Origin of the sequence: Paenibacillus sp. FSL H8-0315 (assembly GCF_038005365.1) — a bacterium.
Lineage (GTDB): Bacteria > Bacillota > Bacilli > Paenibacillales > Paenibacillaceae > Paenibacillus_AQ > Paenibacillus_AQ odorifer.
Map to the genome: position 1 here is coordinate 4665381 of NZ_JBBOTA010000001.1, position 19328 is coordinate 4684708.

At 44.9% G+C, this 19328-nt stretch carries 17 protein-coding genes; 13 read left to right on the plus strand and 4 right to left on the minus strand.

Features of this window, described 5'->3' with window-relative positions:
* Positions 1–1677: 1677 nt before the first annotated feature.
* Positions 1678–2580, minus strand: coding sequence for an NAD(P)-dependent oxidoreductase (locus MHB56_RS20305; RefSeq protein ID WP_076302212.1), 903 nt, complete (start codon positions 2578–2580; stop codon positions 1678–1680).
* Positions 2581–2815: 235 nt separating this feature from the next.
* Between MHB56_RS20305 and MHB56_RS20310 the strand changes: the two genes are divergently transcribed.
* The 3 genes from MHB56_RS20310 to MHB56_RS20320 all read left to right on the plus strand — a co-directional run bounded on the left by MHB56_RS20310 (position 2816) and on the right by MHB56_RS20320 (position 5535).
* Positions 2816–4171, plus strand: a complete 1356-nt coding sequence (locus MHB56_RS20310) for a glucose-6-phosphate isomerase (RefSeq protein ID WP_036681734.1) — start codon at positions 2816–2818, stop codon at positions 4169–4171.
* 146 nt (positions 4172–4317) lie between these two features.
* On the plus strand, positions 4318–4950 hold the full coding sequence (locus MHB56_RS20315; protein ID WP_038569136.1) for a YigZ family protein: 633 nt from the start codon (positions 4318–4320) through the stop codon (positions 4948–4950).
* 3 nt (positions 4951–4953) lie between these two features.
* Positions 4954–5535, plus strand: a complete 582-nt coding sequence (locus MHB56_RS20320) for a TetR/AcrR family transcriptional regulator (protein ID WP_036681739.1) — start codon at positions 4954–4956, stop codon at positions 5533–5535.
* A gap of 146 nt (positions 5536–5681) precedes the next feature.
* Here MHB56_RS20320 and MHB56_RS20325 read toward each other — a convergent pair whose 3' ends face one another.
* A complete protein-coding gene (locus MHB56_RS20325) occupies positions 5682–6083 on the minus strand; it encodes a secondary thiamine-phosphate synthase enzyme YjbQ (protein ID WP_036681742.1) in 402 nt (133 codons plus the stop codon).
* Positions 6084–6291: 208 nt separating this feature from the next.
* Here MHB56_RS20325 and cysT point away from each other — a divergent pair, with 208 nt between their 5' ends.
* The 7 genes from cysT to MHB56_RS20360 all read left to right on the plus strand — a co-directional run bounded on the left by cysT (position 6292) and on the right by MHB56_RS20360 (position 13421).
* Positions 6292–7107, plus strand: coding sequence for a sulfate ABC transporter permease subunit CysT (gene cysT / locus MHB56_RS20330; RefSeq protein WP_076142155.1), 816 nt, complete (start codon positions 6292–6294; stop codon positions 7105–7107).
* A complete protein-coding gene (locus MHB56_RS20335) occupies positions 7104–7901 on the plus strand; it encodes a sulfate ABC transporter permease subunit (RefSeq protein ID WP_036681745.1) in 798 nt (265 codons plus the stop codon). Before cysT ends, MHB56_RS20335 begins: the two co-directional genes overlap by 4 nt.
* A gap of 1 nt (position 7902) precedes the next feature.
* Positions 7903–8967 (plus strand): sulfate/molybdate ABC transporter ATP-binding protein, encoded by a 1065-nt coding sequence (locus MHB56_RS20340; protein ID WP_076104838.1) that lies wholly within the window; start codon positions 7903–7905, stop codon positions 8965–8967.
* A 30-nt stretch (positions 8968–8997) separates the two neighbouring features.
* Entirely contained in the window at positions 8998–10065 is a 1068-nt protein-coding gene (locus MHB56_RS20345; protein WP_076194739.1) for a sulfate ABC transporter substrate-binding protein, read from the plus strand.
* 139 nt (positions 10066–10204) lie between these two features.
* Positions 10205–10990: an MBL fold metallo-hydrolase gene (locus MHB56_RS20350; protein WP_076194741.1), complete on the plus strand. Its 786-nt coding sequence runs from the start codon at positions 10205–10207 to the stop codon at positions 10988–10990.
* A gap of 386 nt (positions 10991–11376) precedes the next feature.
* Positions 11377–11619 (plus strand): GNAT family N-acetyltransferase, encoded by a 243-nt coding sequence (locus MHB56_RS20355; RefSeq protein WP_341143931.1) that lies wholly within the window; start codon positions 11377–11379, stop codon positions 11617–11619.
* A 17-nt stretch (positions 11620–11636) separates the two neighbouring features.
* Complete coding sequence (locus MHB56_RS20360; RefSeq protein WP_076302208.1) at positions 11637–13421, plus strand: ABC transporter ATP-binding protein; 1785 nt, start codon at positions 11637–11639, stop codon at positions 13419–13421.
* Positions 13422–13492: 71 nt separating this feature from the next.
* Here MHB56_RS20360 and MHB56_RS20365 read toward each other — a convergent pair whose 3' ends face one another.
* Positions 13493–14296 carry a Cof-type HAD-IIB family hydrolase gene (locus MHB56_RS20365; protein ID WP_038569149.1) on the minus strand — a complete coding sequence of 268 codons (804 nt, stop codon included), beginning with the start codon at positions 14294–14296 and terminating at the stop codon, positions 13493–13495.
* A gap of 12 nt (positions 14297–14308) precedes the next feature.
* On the minus strand, positions 14309–15256 hold the full coding sequence (locus MHB56_RS20370; RefSeq protein ID WP_052096830.1) for a DMT family transporter: 948 nt from the start codon (positions 15254–15256) through the stop codon (positions 14309–14311).
* A gap of 228 nt (positions 15257–15484) precedes the next feature.
* On the opposite strand from MHB56_RS20370, the gene MHB56_RS20375 reads away from it, so the two are divergent.
* Genes MHB56_RS20375 through MHB56_RS20385 form a run of 3 tightly spaced genes read left to right on the plus strand, consistent with a single transcriptional unit; the run spans position 15485 to position 19261 of the window.
* The gene (locus tag MHB56_RS20375) at positions 15485–16198 is read left to right on the plus strand and encodes a metal-dependent hydrolase (RefSeq protein WP_076128159.1); all 714 of its coding nucleotides are present in this window, start codon (positions 15485–15487) and stop codon (positions 16196–16198) included.
* 59 nt (positions 16199–16257) lie between these two features.
* The gene (locus MHB56_RS20380) at positions 16258–18069 is read left to right on the plus strand and encodes a cache domain-containing sensor histidine kinase (RefSeq protein ID WP_076128157.1); all 1812 of its coding nucleotides are present in this window, start codon (positions 16258–16260) and stop codon (positions 18067–18069) included.
* The gene (locus tag MHB56_RS20385) at positions 18062–19261 is read left to right on the plus strand and encodes a response regulator transcription factor (protein WP_341143932.1); all 1200 of its coding nucleotides are present in this window, start codon (positions 18062–18064) and stop codon (positions 19259–19261) included. Before MHB56_RS20380 ends, MHB56_RS20385 begins: the two co-directional genes overlap by 8 nt.
* Positions 19262–19328 lie beyond the last annotated feature (67 nt).

The following is a 19328-nucleotide window of genomic DNA, read 5'->3' on the forward strand; positions in this document are numbered from 1 at the left end:
AATGTGGGATTATGCTGCAAATAAGGTCAGCTGAGTCCGATAGCGCTGTGTCATCACCAACTTTAGGCACCCGGTTAGCGCCAACCCACCGCGTACGGACCCAGATGGCGTTAACACTAGATCAACACCAATGTAGTACCGGGTCAACACCAATCCTGCCGCTAAGGACACAGATGACGCTCTTAGCAAATTTATAGCCTTTTGAGCAAGTTTTCGGACACCAGTGCAACTATTCCATAGAAATAGGCTCATTATTGACGCTTTTTATGCCAATAGCGACTATAGAGTCCGATAGCATGCCAAATATGAGATTATGTTGCAAATAAGGTCAGCTGAGTCCGATGGCGCTGTGTCATCACCAACTTGGGCACCCGGTTAGCGCCAACCCACTGCGTACGGACCCAGATGGTGTTAACACTAGATCAACACCAATGTAGTACCGGGTCAACACCAATCCTACCGCTTACGGACCCGGTCAACACCAATCCTACCGCTAAGGACCTAGATGACGCTATTAGCTAATTTATAGCCTTTTGAGCAAGTTTTCGGACTCCAGTGCAGCTATTTCATAGAAACAGGCTCATAATTGGCGCTTTTTATGCCAATAGCGACTATGGAGTCCGATAGCATGCCAAATGTGGGATTATGCTGCAAATAAGGTCAGCAGAGTCCGATGGCGCTGTGTCATCACCAACTTAGCACCGGATCCGCACCACCCCACTGCGTACGGACCCAGATGAAGTTAACGCTGGAGCAACACCAATGTAGCCTCGAATCAACCCCATTCCTACCGCTAAGGACCCAACTGACGCTATTAGTAAATTTAAAGCCTTTTGAGCATGTTTTCGGACACCAGTGCAGCTATTCCATAGAAACAGGCTCATAATTGGCGCTTTTTATGCCAATAGCGACTATGGAGTCCGATAGCATGCCAAATGTGGGATTATGCTGCGAATAAGGTCAGCTGAGTCCGATAAAGATAGCTGTGTACCGCAGAGGTTAGAGGTTACCTAGTTAAAGGAGCTCGAGGTTTGGAGCGAGGGAGAGGTTCCAGAAAATACGGGATATACCGTAGTCATCAAGCAATCATCTTGGTAACCAATTTGCAACTAACCAGCAGCTAATCCAGTGACTATCCAACAACTTCTCCAGTATCTATCCAACAATTCAGCGCTCCTTCAGTAACTCTTCTGAAATATCTAACAACTCATCGAGTAACTTCTCCAGTATCTACCCAACATTTCGGCACTCCCTCAGTAACTTTTTTGTGACTATTTAGCAACTCATCAGTAACTCATCAGTAACTCATCAGTAACTCTTCAGTAACTCATCAGTAACTCATCAGTAACTCATCAGTAACTCATCAGTAACTCATCAGTAACTCCACCAGCAACTATCCACCATTTCATCATTAATACAGTAACTTTTGCGACAAACCAGTACTTCGCGACCTTCTTAGTAACTATCCCACCAACACCGCCACAACGTTCTGAGTAACTCCACAGCAACCAATATTTTCTTGCACTACAACTGTTAATTTAGTATTATAAATATACAAACAAGCGTTCGTATATTTGGTTTGACAATGGGATTGTCCATAAAGAAAAGACCGCATCGCAATATCATGTGCGAGGCGATCGTAAATGTTCTTATGAAGTAGGTTTTGAGCTCTTGGATTTATTTATTGGATACATTTGCACCCATCTTTTGGCCGATCCACTCTTCGTAACATTTCACTACGGCAGAGAGATCTTCTTCACCATAACCTTGGGTGAATCCAGCTTGGAACATGCTTTTAGCCAAGCCCAGCATAGGAGAAGGAACGCCTGTTGAATCGCTATGGGCAGAGGCAAGCTTCAAATCCTTAAGCATTAGAGCGAGGGAGAATTGATTGCTGAAATCATCTTCTATGATTTTACGGCCTTTAAGCTCAGCTTGTTTGCTGCCCGCAGAACCAAGTTGTACCAGTTCCAGGAACTTGTCTGCTGGTACGCCTGATTTAACGGCAATGGCGAACCCTTCGGCTAGGGCAACATTATGAATACCAACCATAGCATTGTGAGCCAGCTTGGCCACAGCGCCGCTGCCGTTATCACCCATATGTAGCAGCTTCTTACCCAAAGTATCAAAGATATCACGATGTTGTTCTATGACCTCAGCACTACCGCCGACCATGAACACTAAGGTTCCTTCAATCGCTGCTGGTTTGCTTCCAGTTACTGGCGCGTCTAGGAAATGTCCACCGCGAGCTTCTACAGCAGCGGCAATTTCACGAACTAGTCCTGGTGAAATTGTGCTGGAATCAATAATTAGTCCACCAGGCTTTACAGCATCAAGAATACCATCTTGACCATAAAACACTTCACGAACCGAATCATCATTGCTGATCATGGTAATAATAACATCCTTACCCTCAGCCGCTTCGCGGGGCGTGAGAGCAGTCTGGGCACCTTCTGCTTCAAGAGGTTTACACTTGGCTGCCGTACGGTTGTATACCGTAACCTGAAAGCCGCCACGTAGTAAATTGGAGGCCATAGGCGCACCCATTGTTCCGAGTCCGATAAAACCGATTTGTTTCATTTATATAGCCACCTTCCGTTTTCTTTATTCTATCACGGCACTTTGTCCAGCACCACAGCACACCTATGTCTTTTGATACAGGAAACGCTTCCAAGGAACTTTGAAAAACTTGGTTCTAATGCCCTCTATGTGCCCTAAGACCTTGCCAGTCAAGGCAAATTAAAGTATCCTAATTATAAAGTTGTAACAAACGGTTTTAAATTTAAAGAGATAAAACAGGAGGTTACCATTACCGATGTCTAAGAAGATTAATTTTGACTACACAAAAGCTCTTTCGTTTTTTAACCAACAAGAAATCGACAACCTTGCCGCCCCAGTTAAGCTAGCACACGAACAGTTGCATAACAAAACTGGTGTAGGTTCTGACTACCTTGGATGGATCGATCTGCCGACAGCATATGATAAGGAAGAATTTGCTCGCATTCAACAAGCTGCTAAGAAGATCCAAAGCGATTCCGAGGTACTGATTGTAATTGGTATCGGAGGTTCTTATCTGGGAGCACGCGCAGCTATTGAGGCGTTATCGCATTCTTTCTACAATAACCTTTCTAAAGATAAACGCAAAACTCCAGAAGTTTATTTCGCTGGTAATAACATTAGCTCTACATACATCACGCATCTGCTTGATCTAGTAGAAGGTAAAGACTTCTCCGTGAACGTAATCTCCAAATCTGGAACTACTACTGAGCCAGCGATTGCTTTCCGCATTTTCCGCGCTGCTCTGGAGAAGAAATACGGCAAGGAAGAAGCTCGTAAACGCATTTACGCTACTACAGACAAGGAAAAAGGTGCCCTTAAGAAATTGGCAACTGAAGAAGGTTATGAATCCTTCATCATTCCAGACGATGTAGGCGGACGTTACTCCGTATTGACACCTGTAGGCTTACTGCCGATTGCTGTAGCTGGCATTAACATTGAAGAAATGATGCAAGGTGCTGCTGCCGCTGCGGATGAGTTCAACAATCCAGATGTAGCTACTAACCAAGCTTATCAATATGCTGCAGTTCGTAACGCTTTATACCGTAAAGGTAAAACAACTGAAATCCTCGTCAACTATGAGCCTTCCTTACACTTTGTATCTGAGTGGTGGAAACAATTGTTTGGCGAAAGTGAAGGTAAGGACTTCAAAGGAATTTATCCTTCTTCCGTTGATTTCTCCACAGATCTACACTCCATGGGTCAATTTATCCAAGAAGGTAACCGCAACATTTTTGAAACGGTTATCCAAGTAGATCAAGTAGCTCATCATGTTACGATTGAGAATGATCCGGATGATCTGGACGGCTTGAACTTCTTAACAGGTAAGACTATGGATTTCGTGAATAAGAAAGCTTTCCAAGGTACAATGCTTGCACATACAGATGGTCAAGTACCTAACCTTATCGTTACTATTCCTGATCAAACACCATACACCTTTGGATATTTGGTGTACTTCTTTGAAAAAGCCTGCGGTATCAGCGGATACTTGCTCGGTGTTAACCCATTTGACCAACCAGGCGTAGAAGCATACAAGAAAAACATGTTCGCATTGCTTGGCAAACCAGGTTACGAAAAAGAAAAAGCAGAGCTGGAAGCAAGACTTACTGAATAGTATTGCAGTAGGTTTTACAATGGCTATTAATCACAGAACATTCATACTAATGTAAGTCACCAGGAGCAGTCCATAGGTAATCCAATACCGGGACTGCTCCTGACATTATATGAAGACATCATATGTAAATAAGGACTGGAATAATTATGTTAGAACAATATCAAACGGTCCGCTCTTCCGGCTCAAAGGAAGTTGTGATCCGTAAATCCCGCTTCATTGGTCATGTTATGCCAGTGGAGAATGAAGAAGAAGCTTTGTTGTTTATCGAGGACATCAAGAAGAAACATTGGAACGCAACGCATAACTGTTCTGCTTATGTGATTGGGGAGAGAGACGAAATCCAGAGGCAATCGGACGACGGGGAGCCGAGTGGTACAGCCGGCAAACCGATTTTGGAAGTAATCCGCAATCAGGGAGTTAAAAATGTCGCAATCGTAGTTACCCGTTATTTCGGAGGCATTATGCTGGGTGCTGGTGGGCTGATTAGAGCTTATACGGATGGAGCAGTGCTTGCGCTTGAAGCAGGAGAAGTAATCACCCGTGTACTAAGACGAGAGGTATTCGTAGAGATCGAGTACACTTGGCTGGGCAAGGTTGAGAACGAACTTCGAGGAAGAGGGATTCAGACTGGCGAGACTTTGTTCACCGACAAGGTAACGTTGTTATGTTTGCCGCGAAATGATGAGGGTGACACTTTTATGGCATGGATGACAGATCTAACCCAAGGGCAAGCCCTGATAACAGAAGGGCGGCGGATTTACTACAGCGAAGGGGATTAGTATATGGCAAGGAGAGCAGTGGAGCAGGAGTTGTCGAGGGAAAGGATTCTAGAGGCCGCTAGGCATCTGTTTATAACCAAAGGGTATCGGGCGATTTCAATGCGAAGTATTGGTCAGCATTTGGGATATAGCCACGGCTCTCTCTATTATCATTTCAAGGAAAAGGCGGAGTTGTTCTACGCTATTGTTGTAGAGGATTTTAATCATGTGGCTGCTTTACTCAGCCAAGTAATGAATAAACCGCCTGAAGAAGGAATGACAAGGGTAGAACAGCTGATTATGGAATTTATTAGATTTGGAATAGATCATCCCTATCAATATGAAATTATGTTCATGATTCGCGATGAGGAATTGCTAGCTTATTGTAGAGCAGAACAGGGACGATGTTTTGATTTATTCTCAAGTATTGTGCGCCGTCATATGAAGGAAGAAGGATATGTGTCTGAGGACTGGCAGAATGTGCCGTTAACAATGTTCTTGTCTGCACACGGATTTATTTCTTATTATATCCAGGATAAAGTATCATTTGACGATGTGAAAGAGGCAGCGTTAGCTCATATAAAGGTTTTATGTCGCAGCCTTTAACATGCTGTTTTTTTTATAGATCTTCACTTTAAAGCTGTGCATTGGTATAACACTGCTTCTCTGCTTGATGAAAGTATTACTAGACTCTAGTTATAGTCTAAATGGCCGCTCCGCAGCGATAACGGAAGCGGCCATTTGTATGTTTATTATCCCTCTACTATTTTTAAGAAACATTGCCGGCGTCTAGGGCCATCGAACTCACAGAAATAAATACCTTGCCAACGACCGAGAATTAATTCACCTTCGTGGATGATCAGGGTCTGGGAAGGCCCGGTAGTAATAGATTTAAGATGAGAGGCAGTATTGCCTTCCGCATGCCGATACTTCGGATGCTCCCAAGGGTAGACCTCATCCAAACGCATCAGAACATCATGCTTCACATCAGGATCTGCATTTTCATTAATAGCAATACCAGCAGTGGTATGAGGACAATAAACTACAATCAATCCATCTTGAATTCCACTTTTTTTTACATAAGAAATGACTTCCCGAGTAATATCACGTAATTCATCCCGCTTTGTAGTAGTGATCTCCAGAGTATGCAACATAATCATTCCCCTTCCTGTAAGGTGCCATTTTTTAGTGTACCTTTGATACATATATTTTAACCCAAATTCACTTGAAAGTAATTGACGGCGGTGAGAAGGATTTGGTAAAGTAGTAATAATATAAAACCAAGTATATAAATAGGAATAATTAATGAGGATTTTGGTTAGTATACCGACCGGTTATCCGGAGGTGGGAGGGCAAAAATCATTGAATTCGCTGCTTAGACACAAAGGCTGGACTTGGGGTTTCCGAACTACAATTTTGCTCTATTTTGTAGTATTAATCGTGTTGCCCATACTCGGGGTCTATTACAACTCTTTTTCTCTTGGTTTTGGCAATTTTGTGGAAAGCGTCAGCGACCCAATTGCTTGGAAGTCGGTGCTGCTAACCTTAAAGCTGGCGATTATCGCTACTTTAATTAATGTCTTCTTAGGAACTATGATTGCTTGGGTCCTTATTCGTTATCAATTTGCTGGTAAAGCGCTGCTAAACAGTCTGGTCGATTTACCTTTTGCACTTCCAACAGCGGTCGGAGGTTTGATGATTCTACTGCTGCTTGGACCAGGTAGCCTTATCGGCAAAGCAGCTGAGGCACTAGGATTTGAAATTGTTTTTCATCAACCGGCTATCGTAATTGCTATGGTGTTCGTGACGTTTCCATTCGTGATTCGAGCGGTTCAGCCCTTGCTGGAGGAGTTGGATCCATCCGAAGAGGAAGCAGCATATACAATGGGTGCCAAGGGGGCAAGGGTATTCTGGCAAGTTATTCTTCCATCAATGGCGCCTGGGATGATCAGTGGTGGGATGCTCGCATTTTCAAGAGCGCTTGCGGAATTTGGTGCAGTGGTCCTCGTCGCAGGTAATATTCCGGGCCGTACGCTTGTATCTTCTGTTTTTATTTTTGGTGAAGTTGAAAGTGATAATCCGGTCTCCGCCGCTGCGGTTTCTGTTATTCTCTTGACCTTATCCTTTCTCATTCTTTGGCTGATTAATATGCTGCAGATGCGGGGGAGACGCTCATGAGGAAATTATGGATTGCTCTTACTTATTTAGTGTTTTTTCTGCTCATTGCTGCTCCATTAGGAAAAATGGCTATGGGTGCTTTTAGTGAAGGATTTGGTGGTTTCTGGAACGCTCTGACTAGGCCCGAAGCGCTGCATGCGCTTATGATGACTGGGCTTGTTGTGATAGTAGTTACGTTATTAAATACATTGTTCGGTATTATGATGGCTCTGTATCTTGTTCGGGCGAACTGGATCGGCAAGCGTCTAAAAGGATTATTGAACAGTATTGTAGATTTGCCTTACGCGGTATCCCCTGTAATCGGAGGATTGATGATTGTCCTGTTGCTGGGTCCCGATAGTACCTTGGGAGCGATTTTTGAGGGGATTGGACTAAAGATCGTTTATGCGATTCCTGGAATGATCATCGCCACTTTATTTGTTACCTTTCCTTTAATGGTGCGCGAGGTGATGCCGGTGCTTCAGGAGATTGGTTCACAGCAGGAGGAAGCGGCTTCGACATTGGGCGCTCGTAGCTGGACTATTTTTTGGAAGGTAACTTGGCCTTCAATTCGTTGGGCGGTTGTGTATGGTGTCATTCTTACGGTGGCACGTTCACTTGGAGAGTTCGGCGCGGTGCTCGTAGTTTCGGGGAACATTATGAACAAAACTCAGACGGCGACAACTTTAGTCTATCAGGATGTTGAGAATTTTAATGTGACGGCTGCTGGAGGAATAGCGCTAGTTCTGGCTGCATTTTCCGCAGGTCTGCTGCTGTTGATGGAATGGACCAAGAGAAGAAAGGAAGTGCAGTAATATGCATGTAGAAGTGCGGGGGTTAAACAAGCATTTTGGAGATTTTCATGCGGTCAAGGACGTCAATTTCACCATTACAAAAGGTCACCTGATTGGATTGCTCGGCCCAAGTGGAGGCGGGAAAACCTCAATTCTACGTATGCTGGCGGGACTGGAGTCACCGGATACCGGAGAGATTATTTTTCATGGTCAGACGGTGAACAATCTTCCTCCTCAAGAACGTGGGATCGGCTTCGTCTTCCAGAACTATGCACTCTTCAAACATATGACTGTATTTGATAATATCGCTTTTGGCTTAAAGGTTAAAAAGGCTAACAAAACAGCTATCCGCGATCGCGTTATGGAACTTGTGGAGCTTACAGGGTTAAAAGGGTTCGAGAAACGTTATCCGCATCAGCTATCAGGGGGACAACGTCAGCGTGTGGCTTTTGCACGTGCGCTTGCGCCTGAACCACAGCTGCTGCTTTTAGATGAACCTTTTGCCGCTATTGATGCGAAGATCCGCCAGGAGCTGCGCGCTTGGCTGCGTGAACTGATCGAGCGTGTAGGTATCACCTCTATTTTCGTAACCCATGACCAAGATGAAGCGATTGAAGTAGCGGATGAAATTATGATCATTAATCAAGGACGTTTGGAACAAAAGGGTACCCCGTGGGATATTTACAAGGAACCCAAAACACCGTTCGTGGCAACATTTATCGGCGAATCTACGCTGATTGAGAACGCTTCTGAGGTTAAAGGCTTTACAGGTGCGGGGGACGGCAAGCCTACCAAAGCGCTGATTCGTCCTGAATACATTGAAGTGGGTAATCTGCATGAGTTCAAGATGGCTTCTGCCACGGAAAAAGGTGTTGTGAAACATCTGCATTTCCGCGGCAGCGAATGGCTCGTTGAGGTTGAAGTAAATGGCCACAAGCTGGTCACCTACCGTTCGTTGGAGAAAGAAACCTTGCAGCCGGGTCAGGAAATCTCAGTACTGGTACATCGGGCTTATCTGTTTAATGATGAGCGCAGCTGGATCCAGGAGAACAACCTGAAAGAAGATCCAATGCCGATTTTTATTTAAAAATCATTACCTCGAAGGATGTGGGCCGCAATGAATGTCAAAAGGAGCAGACAACTGCACGGATGTTTTGCTGCCCTAATGCTGGCCATACTCACGCTGACAGCAGTCGGTTGCGGGAATGAGAAGGCAGCTACGACGATGGCAGAGCCTTCGAAGCAAGGGGATGTTACGCTGGTAATTGGCGCATACAGTGTGGCTAAGGATGCGATGCAGGATATTTTACCGTTATTTGCTGCCAAGTGGAAGGCGGATACGGGTCAGGATATTAATTTTCAGGAGTCTTATGAGGCTTCAGGGACACAGGCGCGAGCGATTGTAGGTGGATTTGAAGCGGATGTGACGCTGCTAGCCATGGAAGGTGATGTCGAGAAGCTAGTTAAGGCTGGACTCGTAGCGCCGACATGGAAAGAGCAGGGTGAACAAGGCATGGTGACACGTTCAGTAGTAGCACTTGGTACCCGCGAAGGAAATCCCAAAGGCATTCGCGATTTTGCGGACTTAGCCAAGCCGGGGATTAAAGTATTATATCCAAACCCGAAGACCTCTGGTGGTGCGCAATGGGATATCAACGCGATCTATGGGGCTGGTCTGAAGCTGTCAGAGGAGCAGGAGGGGGCAAAGGATCCAGCAGCAGCCAAAGCTTTTTTGGAAAGCATCCATGCCAATGTAGAGTCTCTGGATAAGAGTGGCCGCGCTTCTATGGCAGCCTTCGAGTATGGAGTGGGGGATGTAATTGTCACCTATGAGAATGAACTGCTGGCCCGGATTGCTCAGGGAGTCAAATACGAAGTCATTATTCCTAAAAATACAATTCTGATTGAGAATCCGGCGGCTGTTATAGAGAAATATGCGGATGAGCATGGGACACGCATAGCATCAGAAGCACTGGTTGATTTTTTGATAACCCCACAGGCACAAGAGATCTTTGCAAAATATGGCTTTCGTCCCGTGGATAAACAAGTCTATACTGAGCACAAAAGCGATTACCCTGATCCGGCGGGCCTCTTTGATATTAACTATTTAGGAGGCTGGGATGAGGTGCGAAGTTCACTTTATTCCAAGCGTGGAATTTGGTATCAGGTACTTGCCGGAATATAAGGTAGAGGTATAACAAAAGAGTCATCCCAGCAGTTCTTCTGTGGTGGGGATGGCTTTTTTTGGTGGGTCTCTTTAAGATAGAGAGAGGGTAATTTTGATTTATTACTTCGTTGAAGAGAACCTGAAGGAGAGATAACAGATGGATACGTTGGTGTTTTTGGGTACAGGGGATGCCATGGGGGTTCCTCGGGTATATTGCAGCTGTGAGACCTGTACAGAGGCAAGGGAACAGGGTGAAAATATTCGCCTGCGCTCTTCTGTACTTATAGATAATGGCAGTGACTTTTTAGTGATCGATTGTGGGCCTGACTGGCGGCGTCAGATGGAGGCGCAGGGAGTACGGAATATGCGCAGACTGCTGGTGACACACGCTCATTTTGATCATATTGGTGGGCTGCCGGAATGGGCGGATTCTTGCCGTTGGATGGGATATAAGGGCCAGCTCTATGCACCAGCGGAAGTGATTCCGATTATTGAGCGGCAATACCCGTGGCTGCGCAATCAGATCGAGATGATTCCTTGTGATGAAGGTATAGAGCTAGACGGCTGGACAATAGATACCTGGAAAGTGAACCATGGCAAGAATGGATACTCGTATGCTTTTCGTCTGGAGAAGGAGGGCTATGTATGGGTGTATTGTCCAGATTCCATTTCTCTTGGAGCTGAAGAGACACGCCTGATGCATGGAGCTGACTTGCTGGTATTAGGTACAAGCTTCTATTACGAAGCAGCGGAGTTATCGACTCGTTCTGTATACGATATGACGGAAGCAGCGGAGCTGCTGCAAACTGTGAAGCCTCAAAAGGCAATCTATACCCATATGTCGCATGATGTGGATATGAGAAAATCATATATTTTACCGGAAAATGTTACGCTGGCCGAAACGGGGATGAGAATACCCTTAGGATCTTCGGAAATTAGATGAAATTTAGATAAAAAGAAAACTCCCTTCATTTGCTGGAAGGGAGTTTTCGTGATCCTATTTAAACCTGTTATATTCCGCCTTGTTGAATCCGTTTAATTAACTCTTCAAGCCAATAAATGGAGTGGTCCGCTTTAGTTGAGATATTCACTAAATCAAAAAGGGACATCATTCGGGTAACTTCAGCCTGTTGATGTTCCTTTTGTGATTTCTATTGCATTCAGTATTCAGATCCCGATTTATACTATATAATCAAAAAGCATATCGTATTATTTTTACATATTTAGAATAATTATCATCGCCAGGGGAGGAGTACGAAGTGGCTGACTCCAAGGATCCAATCCTGCTTGATTTTCCCGAGAGTTTTGAAACAGAGAGGCTGCTCATTCGTGCCTCTGGCTTTTGCTCAAGTAATACCCACATTAGAAGAATCAGAGAAAGTTTTTGCCATACGGGAATTAGGGGCGAATCGTCTCGAAATCTTTTGTAGTGCACGAAACACCAAAAGTGCCGCGGTAGCCGAACGTGCGGCTTTTACACTGGAAGGGATCCTGCGCAGTGCGAGTCTTGGGTATGACGGGGAACGGCATGATAATAAGGTGTTCGCTAAGGTTAGAGGTATAGAATTTTAAGTGAGAGGGCTGGTTCTTTGAAGCAGAAAGGCGTATTTTCAAGATTAAGTACATATATGTTAAGGCACAAGCTTTTGTATACGATTTTATTATTTACGACTTTATTTGGGATTGTTCTGGATTTAACGATTGCTTGGCTGCTCTCAGTAATTACGGATGCTGCGGTTAGACTCGATGTGAAAGCTTTTAAAGGGCTGGTTATTTTTGGATTAATCTACTTATTAGTGAGTGCAATTAACGGTTTCATCGATCGATATTTCAAAAATAAAATCTCTGTCAAGATCAGAAATGAGCTGCGGTTGGATATGATGCGGCATGCCTTAGCTCTTCCTCAGTCTTATTTTGACCGTAATCATTCCGGGGATTTATTGTCCCGCTTTACTAATGATAATCAATCTGTTGGTAATGCTACAGGCGAGGTAATGATTGATCTAATCCGTAACCCTTTACTAGCCCTCGCGGCTTTTGGTTATTTGCTCTATATTAACTGGCTACTGGCATTGATCTGTTTTGCAATGGGGCCTTTGATGTTCCTTACGGGAAAAATCTTTGGTTCAGCGATGCGTGAGAACAGTGTGAAGATTCAGACTAATATGAGCAAGATTACTTCCTTTTTACATGACATTCTAGGCAGTAGTATGGTGTTTAAATCCTTTAGCATTGAACGCAGACTAATGAAGCAGTATCAGGAGCATAGTGAGAATATTACTTCTGAAGAATTGAAGCGGGGAAGAATTGAGGGAGCTACTGGCTCATTCTCCTCTTTTTTGGGAAACTTTACGTTTCTTCTGGCGCTGGTCGTGGCTGGTTATTTTGTGGCAAAAGGATCACTTGAGGTCGGTGCGATGATTGCTTTCATCCAGCTCATGAATTATTTAGTGATGCCGTTCTCTTCACTGCCCGGACTGATCAATTCGATGCAGCAATCACTTGGGGCGGCGGGACGGATCTTTGAGGTGTTGGATAGCCCGGTGGAGGTTGAGACCCTTCCAGAAGTGAAGACTAAGCAACCAGAATTTGAGAGTATGGTTATGTCGTCGATCTCATTCTCGTATCCGGGAGCAGAGAGACAAAGTATAAACAAGATCAGCTTAGAGCTTCAAAAAGGAACACAGATGGCGGTTGTGGGACCGAGTGGTGGAGGTAAATCTACGCTTTTCAAACTATTGCTGGGATTGTATGAACCCGATGAGGGCGAAGTAATAATCAATGGGCAGCGGATCAACGAGATGAGTCTGGCTAAGCTTAGAAGTTATTTTTCCTATGTGCCGCAAGAGGCAGGTCTTTATACAGGAAGCATTCGTGATAATATCCGGAATGGAAATCCAGAGGCGGATGAGCAAGAAATTCTGGAAGCTTTGCGAAAAGCGAATGCCTATGATTTTGTAATGGAATTGCCTGAGGGACTGGATACTGATATTGGTGAGGAAGGCTCACGACTGTCCGGGGGACAACGTCAGCGGCTTTCCATTGCAAGAGCAATTCTGAGAAACGCTCCTATTCTACTGTTGGATGAAGCTACTGCTGCACTTGACAATGAATCAGAAAAACTGGTGCAGCAGGCCATTCGTAAACTAATGGGAGACAAAACTACACTTGTTATCGCGCACCGTTTATCTACGATTCAGAACGCTGATATCATTCTCGTGATGGAGAATGGTGAAATTGTGGAGAGTGGAACGCATGATGTACTGCTTGCTGCTGAAGGAAGATATAATGATTTGTACTATTCTCAGCTAGAGCAGGAAGAAGAGAGTGGAATGGGACCCGAGAAAGTGGAATTAGCTTCTACAGGAGTTTGAGTTTTGGAATAAAAAAGGGTGCAGCAACGTCATGAAATATGGCGTTGCTGCACCCTTTTGCTTAAGGAAGTTTAGTTCACTTTATTAAGAATGAATTTATCAATCGCATATTTCACGCCATCGTCATTGTTGCTTAAGGTCACGAAATCAGCAATTTCTTTCAGAGCAGGAATAGCATTCTCCATAGCGACGCCAAGTCCGGCAGCTTCCAGCATCTCATGGTCGTTCCAAGAATCACCTACAGCGATGGTCTCGGAAAGCTCACAGCCGTAATGTTTGGCTAGGAATTCAAGTGCAATGCCCTTGGTTCCTTCATGATGCATGATTTCCAGGAAGTGTGGTTTGGATTTGGTAATATGCACGGAATCGCCAAGCAATTCATGCAGGATTGGAGCCAGCTCATCCAAGAAATCAGGATCATCGATAATTAGCATTTTTGGTGTTTTTTGCGGAACAAGCTTTTCCCAGTCAGGCTCAATAAAATATTGAGTTTTATTCAAGTCCGTATAGTCTTTGATCTTTTGGTTGTCTTCACGGGCATATAGCTTGTCGTCAATGTAAGTTTGCAGATGCAGATTATGCTCCACGCAGTAAGTGAACAGCTTGCGGACTGCATCTTGCGGGACGTAACGCTCATACAGTACTTTTTCATCGAGCAAGTTCTTAACGAGTGCACCCTGGTAAGTAATGATAGGTACGTTTAGTCCAGTTTGACGGGCAATGGCTTGAGCGGAAGCGTAAGCACGGCCTGTAGCAAGGGTTACAACAACACCTGCGGCAACAGCCTCTTCAAGCGCAGTTTGGGTAGCAGGTGTTACTTCCTTGTCATCATTAATCAGAGTGTCATCAATATCAATTGCGATCAATTTGTACATTTGTCTCTCTCCTTATCTCTTTCTAAATAGATGTAATTTGGAAAAATAACTCTTCTTATGTTGATTCTGACCCGGTTCCGGGCTCAGCTCTGCCATAAGCATAGCCCCCAGAATACAACCACAACCGAGCAGAGCGGACAACCCGAGTGTTTCCCCGCCAAAGGCTAAACCCGTCAGAACGGCAAATACCGGTTCTGTGGCATAAATAATGGCTACCCGTGATGGGGTAGTATATTTCTGACAGGCGGTTTGAATCCAGAAGGCAAAAGCGCTGGTTGGCCCGATGGAGATCAGCAGAGCCCAAAGCACATCTGGGTCCTTAATCAGCTCCCCGCTGTGGGCGAGCGGTGTTGCCCCTTCAAAAATAAGCGAGGCAGCAATACTGAACAGCCCAACGAAAGCAAGCTGCAGAGTAGCTAGCGGCAACGCCGGATAATGAGGTGCATAAACGCCAGTATAGGCTACCTGTAACGCAAAAGCTATGGCACACAGAAGAATCAAGGCATCGCCTTTATTCAAGGATAATGCAGAGCCCGTGAAGGTCAACAGATAAAGCCCGATTGCGGCGAGTGCCGCACTGAACCAAGTGTATCGTGAAATCGCATGCTTCAATAGGGCAAGAGACAGAAAGGGAACTAGGACAACCGATAGCCCGGTAATAAAGCCGGTATTAGAGGTTGTTGTATATAGAAGTCCCATCGTCTGAAAGCCATAGCCCATAAACAAAAAAAGGCCAAGCAGCAGAGAATCGCGTACCATGCGGAAACTAAGCTGTTTCCAATCCTTGCGGTAAAAAATAACTGTGATTAGAGCCAGCAACAGGGCAGCGCCCATAAAGCGGATACTATTAAACGCGAGCGGTGGCAACACCTTGACAGCATTTTGTACAATCAGAAAGGTACATCCCCACATCATCGCCACCAATAGCAGGCTAAAATCGGCTATACGGGAACGCTTCACTACTTAGGTCATCCTTTCTTCAGCAGCTGCCGTCTCTATGTAGACGACAAGGTCAAGTTGTCCAAATTGTATCGTATATTCATGGGGAGGACAAGATAGAAATCGCGCAAAGGCTTATATACTAAGCGATTTCAGCGTTTTATGTAGACAAAAAAACCGGGTCTTGATATACTTCGATAACCGCACATTTGTTCTTGTTTTTGCATCTTAGAAAGGAGCGGTTTCACTATGATGGGCAGATCCCATTTAATTATCAGCACCGGGGTTACCCTATCTGTTATGAGTTTGATGGCCCATGAGATTACAATCCCGGTTATTGCTGTCGCCGCATTAAGCTCGCTCCTGCCAGACATTGATGAACCGAATTCGTTACTGGTACGCAAGGCGATTCCTGACTTTCTGCTCAGGGTACTACAGGTTGCTTTGATAGGAGCAGCGATTTATCTTTATTTTGCAGGAATCGTTGAAAGCCCTTGGAATATTGTACTGGCCCTACTTGTGGGGAGTGTGACTTTCCTGCCGGGAAGAAAGCTGCGGCATCTGGTGATGGTACTAATCGCTACTGCGGTATTTGCATACGGAGGGGCATATGACCCTTGGAACTACATAGTAGCTTGTATACTCGTAGTTACATCACTTGTCCCGCATCGTGGATTGACTCATACCTTATATGCTGTTGCAGGCTGGAGCACTTTATTGTATTTTGCTTCATCGGGTATACAGGATGGTGGCAGTCTATGGATAGCAGGTGGCATGTCTTATGCGCTTCATCTATTAGCCGACTCTCTCACCCAAAGGGGAATTACGCCCCTGCCGCCCATTCCATTTAAGCTGCGTCTAAAGCTAATGAGTACAGGCACGAAAAAAGGTGGAGCTGTAGAGAATGTTTTTATCCTGCTGACACTAGCCCTAGTTGTATATGTATTTATACTTTCTCCTTGAGATTTACGGATATGAAGCACATAATGAATTACCGCTAGAACACACAGGAGGCGGCTGTTATGCGGGGGGATTCCTTAGTGAAGTGGTTTGGAAGATTGCAGATTCGTAATAAAATTATCCTTATTTTTATACCGTTGATCATTTTTCCATTGCTTGCTTTAGGCTTGCTCTCAGGACAGATGTTCAGCCGTTCGATGATCGAAAAGGCTAAGTACAATTTTAAAGATGAATCCAAGCTCATCATGCAGCAAATAGATACGATTGTAAAAAATACGGAGAGTAGTGCTAACATTATAACTACCGACATCCATCGGATGTATGCTGAACGTCCGTTGTTATCCTCGACAGTGGAGCAGACGCGGTTTCGCAATTTAATGCAGAGCCAGCTTTCTATCGATCTGATTATTTTTCCGGATGTCGATTCTGCTGTGTTTGTGGATACGGAAGGCCAGATTTATTCCTCTTACGCCTACGGTAATCCTAACGAGCAGAAGGTATTCACCAGCGATATGCTGGAGAAGGCTAAAGAAAAAGGCAGCTACGGAGTTAACCGTTGGCTTCCCATGGAGCAGAGAGATTATCTGGTTAGTGATCCGGCAGTTCCGGTGCTCACACTAAGTAAAGTCGTGTACAATCTTAAAACGGGCAACCTAATAGGTACATTATTTGTGAACGTAAAAGAAGATGCTCTTTCTGCTTTTCTGGAAACCGCTAGAGAAACCTCTTCGGACAAGAAATATTTTATAGTAGACGGAACGCAAAGGACCGTGTCTACACCTGATAAATCAAAGCTTCTACTGAAGCCTGAGGACAGACTGAACGGCAGTCTTAGGAAGACGGGAAGCTCTGTCTCGGAAATTATCGGCAGGGGGAGCGGGCGAGAGCTGGTCACAGTGACGTATTATGATAAGCTGAATTGGAAGCTTGTGAATACCATTTCGCTGCAAAAGTTAACCGCTGATATTCATCGCAATATAACGTTAACTATATTCGTGGGAATAGGATGCCTGTTACTGTCTCTGCTGCTTGCAGGAAAGCTGTCACAGATTATCGTAAATCCGCTTCTTCAGGTGACGAAGGCGATGCGTAAAGTAAGGGAAGGCGATCTGAATGTCACCTCACCAGTGACTACAGAGGATGAGACGGGGCTGATCTCCACCGTATTCAATTCCATGGTTGGTCGTATTCAGGAGCTGATGCGGACGATTACGAATGAACAAGTCCGGAAACGTGAATATGAACTAGCTCTGATTCATGCCCAGATCAAACCACATTTTCTGTACAACACACTGGATACGATTTATGTACTCAACGATTTGGAGCTTAATGAAGCGGCTCGGGATACGACCAAGGCACTGGCAGACTTCTATCGGGTTGTTCTTAGCAAAGGAAACGAGGTTATTCCACTGTCCGAGGAAGTATCAAATGCAGCTGATTATTTGGCTATTATGCAGGTTCGCAACCCCGACGTATTACGTTACGAGATTAATATCCCGAAATCTCTCGAAGGAGTCAAGGTACCCAAATTGTCCCTACAGCCACTCATAGAGAATGCAATCTACCATGGATTAAAAACAAAGGGTAGTCAGGGGCTTATCTCAATAGAGGCTTATACACACGGAAGAGAAGTTATCATTACCGTGGAGGATAACGGTGTTGGCATGTCCGAGGAACAGGTGTCCCGGATTGTAGAATACCGCTCACGAGAAGGAAAACCGGCATCCATTGGTATATACAGCGTTCATGAACGGATTAAGCTGTATTTTGGAGAACCATATGGCCTATCGGTGGAAAGTAGACTGGGAAAGGGTACTGTTATGAAAATGACGATTCCCGGAACGGAAGCGCAGGGGGGCAGCATAGATGTATAAAGTGATGGTTGTAGATGACGAGCCGCTGTTTCGTTATTATATGCGGACCAAGCTGGATTGGAGTAAATATGATTTCAGTGTCTGTGGTGAAGCGTCAAATGGCAGAGAAGCGCTGGAAGAAGCGGAACGGACGAAACCTGATTTGGCTTTAGTGGACATTAGCATGCCCTATATGGACGGTATGGAGCTGGTTACCCGGTTACAGGCCAATGCTCCTGATATGCTGATTGTTTTTGTAACAGGGCACAATGAATTTGATTATGCGCAAAAAGCGATTCGCTTAGGTGTACAAGATTATTTATTGAAACCGTTTAACCAGCAAGAGTTTAACGAGATGATGATCAAGGTGAAGCAGCGCCTTCAGTCACATAAAATAGGTGCACGCAAAGCTGGTAAGCCGGAAATAATTGCAGAAGGGACGGCTTCTAGTAAGCTCTTTCCACTCCAAATGGACGAGCAGAATTCCTCTGAAGGGATAGAGGAGTTCTCCTTTCCATCCAAAGAAATCACTCATCTTGGAATTCAGGATGCCATGCTGATGGCGTTAAAGATGGGGGATGGCGATGCAGCGGCGAAGGACATAAGCAAATTAATTGAGATTCTACGACGCCAGAGAGGGGGAGGCAGCTATTCCTTTACTCTTTTAATGAGTATAGTATCCCTTTGCCTTGCCTATGCTGGAGAAAGAGGGATCAATCCGGAAAGTTTCTGGAAACCAGCAGGTTCATCAGAGCAGCGGCTACGGGAGATGGATAACTGGGATGAGACTGAAAGCTGGATAAAAGACTTGTACAGTAAAGTCATTGATCAAGGTCGTGAGCACCGCCCCTCTAAGTCGTACAATTTATTCATTGCCGCCAAAGAGTACATCCGGGAGCATTATTCCGATTGTGAGCTGACAGTTGACCAGGTGGCGAATGGCGTGTATGTAGATACCAGCTATTTACGGAAGGTTTTTCGAAAAGAAGGTGGAATCTCTGTACTTGATTTCATTACCTATACTCGTATGAAGCAGGCCAAGGAACTGCTTGCTGGAGGAAATGTGAGACTGTCTGAAATCGCCGGTAAAGTGGGCTATAATGATCCGAATTATTTCAGTAAATGCTTTAAAAAACACTATGGCATGCCGCCGTCTGAATTTGAGCAGCTGGCTGCCCGTTCCCGCCATATTGGCGTTAATAATGAAATTTAATAAACAAATTTGGTGGCGGCTCTCTGGTGAGGCCGCTTTCATTTTGTCCTGTTTATTACCGATTGTG

Coding starts and splice junctions, on each gene's coding strand:
- MHB56_RS20305 (WP_076302212.1), bottom strand. CDS start 2,580: ATGAAACAAATCGGTTTTATCGGACTCGGAACAATGGGTGCGCCTATG.
- MHB56_RS20310 (WP_036681734.1), top strand. CDS start 2,816: ATGTCTAAGAAGATTAATTTTGACTACACAAAAGCTCTTTCGTTTTTT.
- MHB56_RS20315 (WP_038569136.1), top strand. CDS start 4,318: ATGTTAGAACAATATCAAACGGTCCGCTCTTCCGGCTCAAAGGAAGTT.
- MHB56_RS20320 (WP_036681739.1), top strand. CDS start 4,954: ATGGCAAGGAGAGCAGTGGAGCAGGAGTTGTCGAGGGAAAGGATTCTA.
- MHB56_RS20325 (WP_036681742.1), bottom strand. CDS start 6,083: ATGTTGCATACTCTGGAGATCACTACTACAAAGCGGGATGAATTACGT.
- MHB56_RS20335 (WP_036681745.1), top strand. CDS start 7,104: ATGAGGAAATTATGGATTGCTCTTACTTATTTAGTGTTTTTTCTGCTC.
- MHB56_RS20340 (WP_076104838.1), top strand. CDS start 7,903: ATGCATGTAGAAGTGCGGGGGTTAAACAAGCATTTTGGAGATTTTCAT.
- MHB56_RS20345 (WP_076194739.1), top strand. CDS start 8,998: ATGAATGTCAAAAGGAGCAGACAACTGCACGGATGTTTTGCTGCCCTA.
- MHB56_RS20350 (WP_076194741.1), top strand. CDS start 10,205: ATGGATACGTTGGTGTTTTTGGGTACAGGGGATGCCATGGGGGTTCCT.
- MHB56_RS20365 (WP_038569149.1), bottom strand. CDS start 14,296: ATGTACAAATTGATCGCAATTGATATTGATGACACTCTGATTAATGAT.
- MHB56_RS20375 (WP_076128159.1), top strand. CDS start 15,485: ATGATGGGCAGATCCCATTTAATTATCAGCACCGGGGTTACCCTATCT.
- MHB56_RS20380 (WP_076128157.1), top strand. CDS start 16,258: ATGCGGGGGGATTCCTTAGTGAAGTGGTTTGGAAGATTGCAGATTCGT.
- MHB56_RS20385 (WP_341143932.1), top strand. CDS start 18,062: ATGTATAAAGTGATGGTTGTAGATGACGAGCCGCTGTTTCGTTATTAT.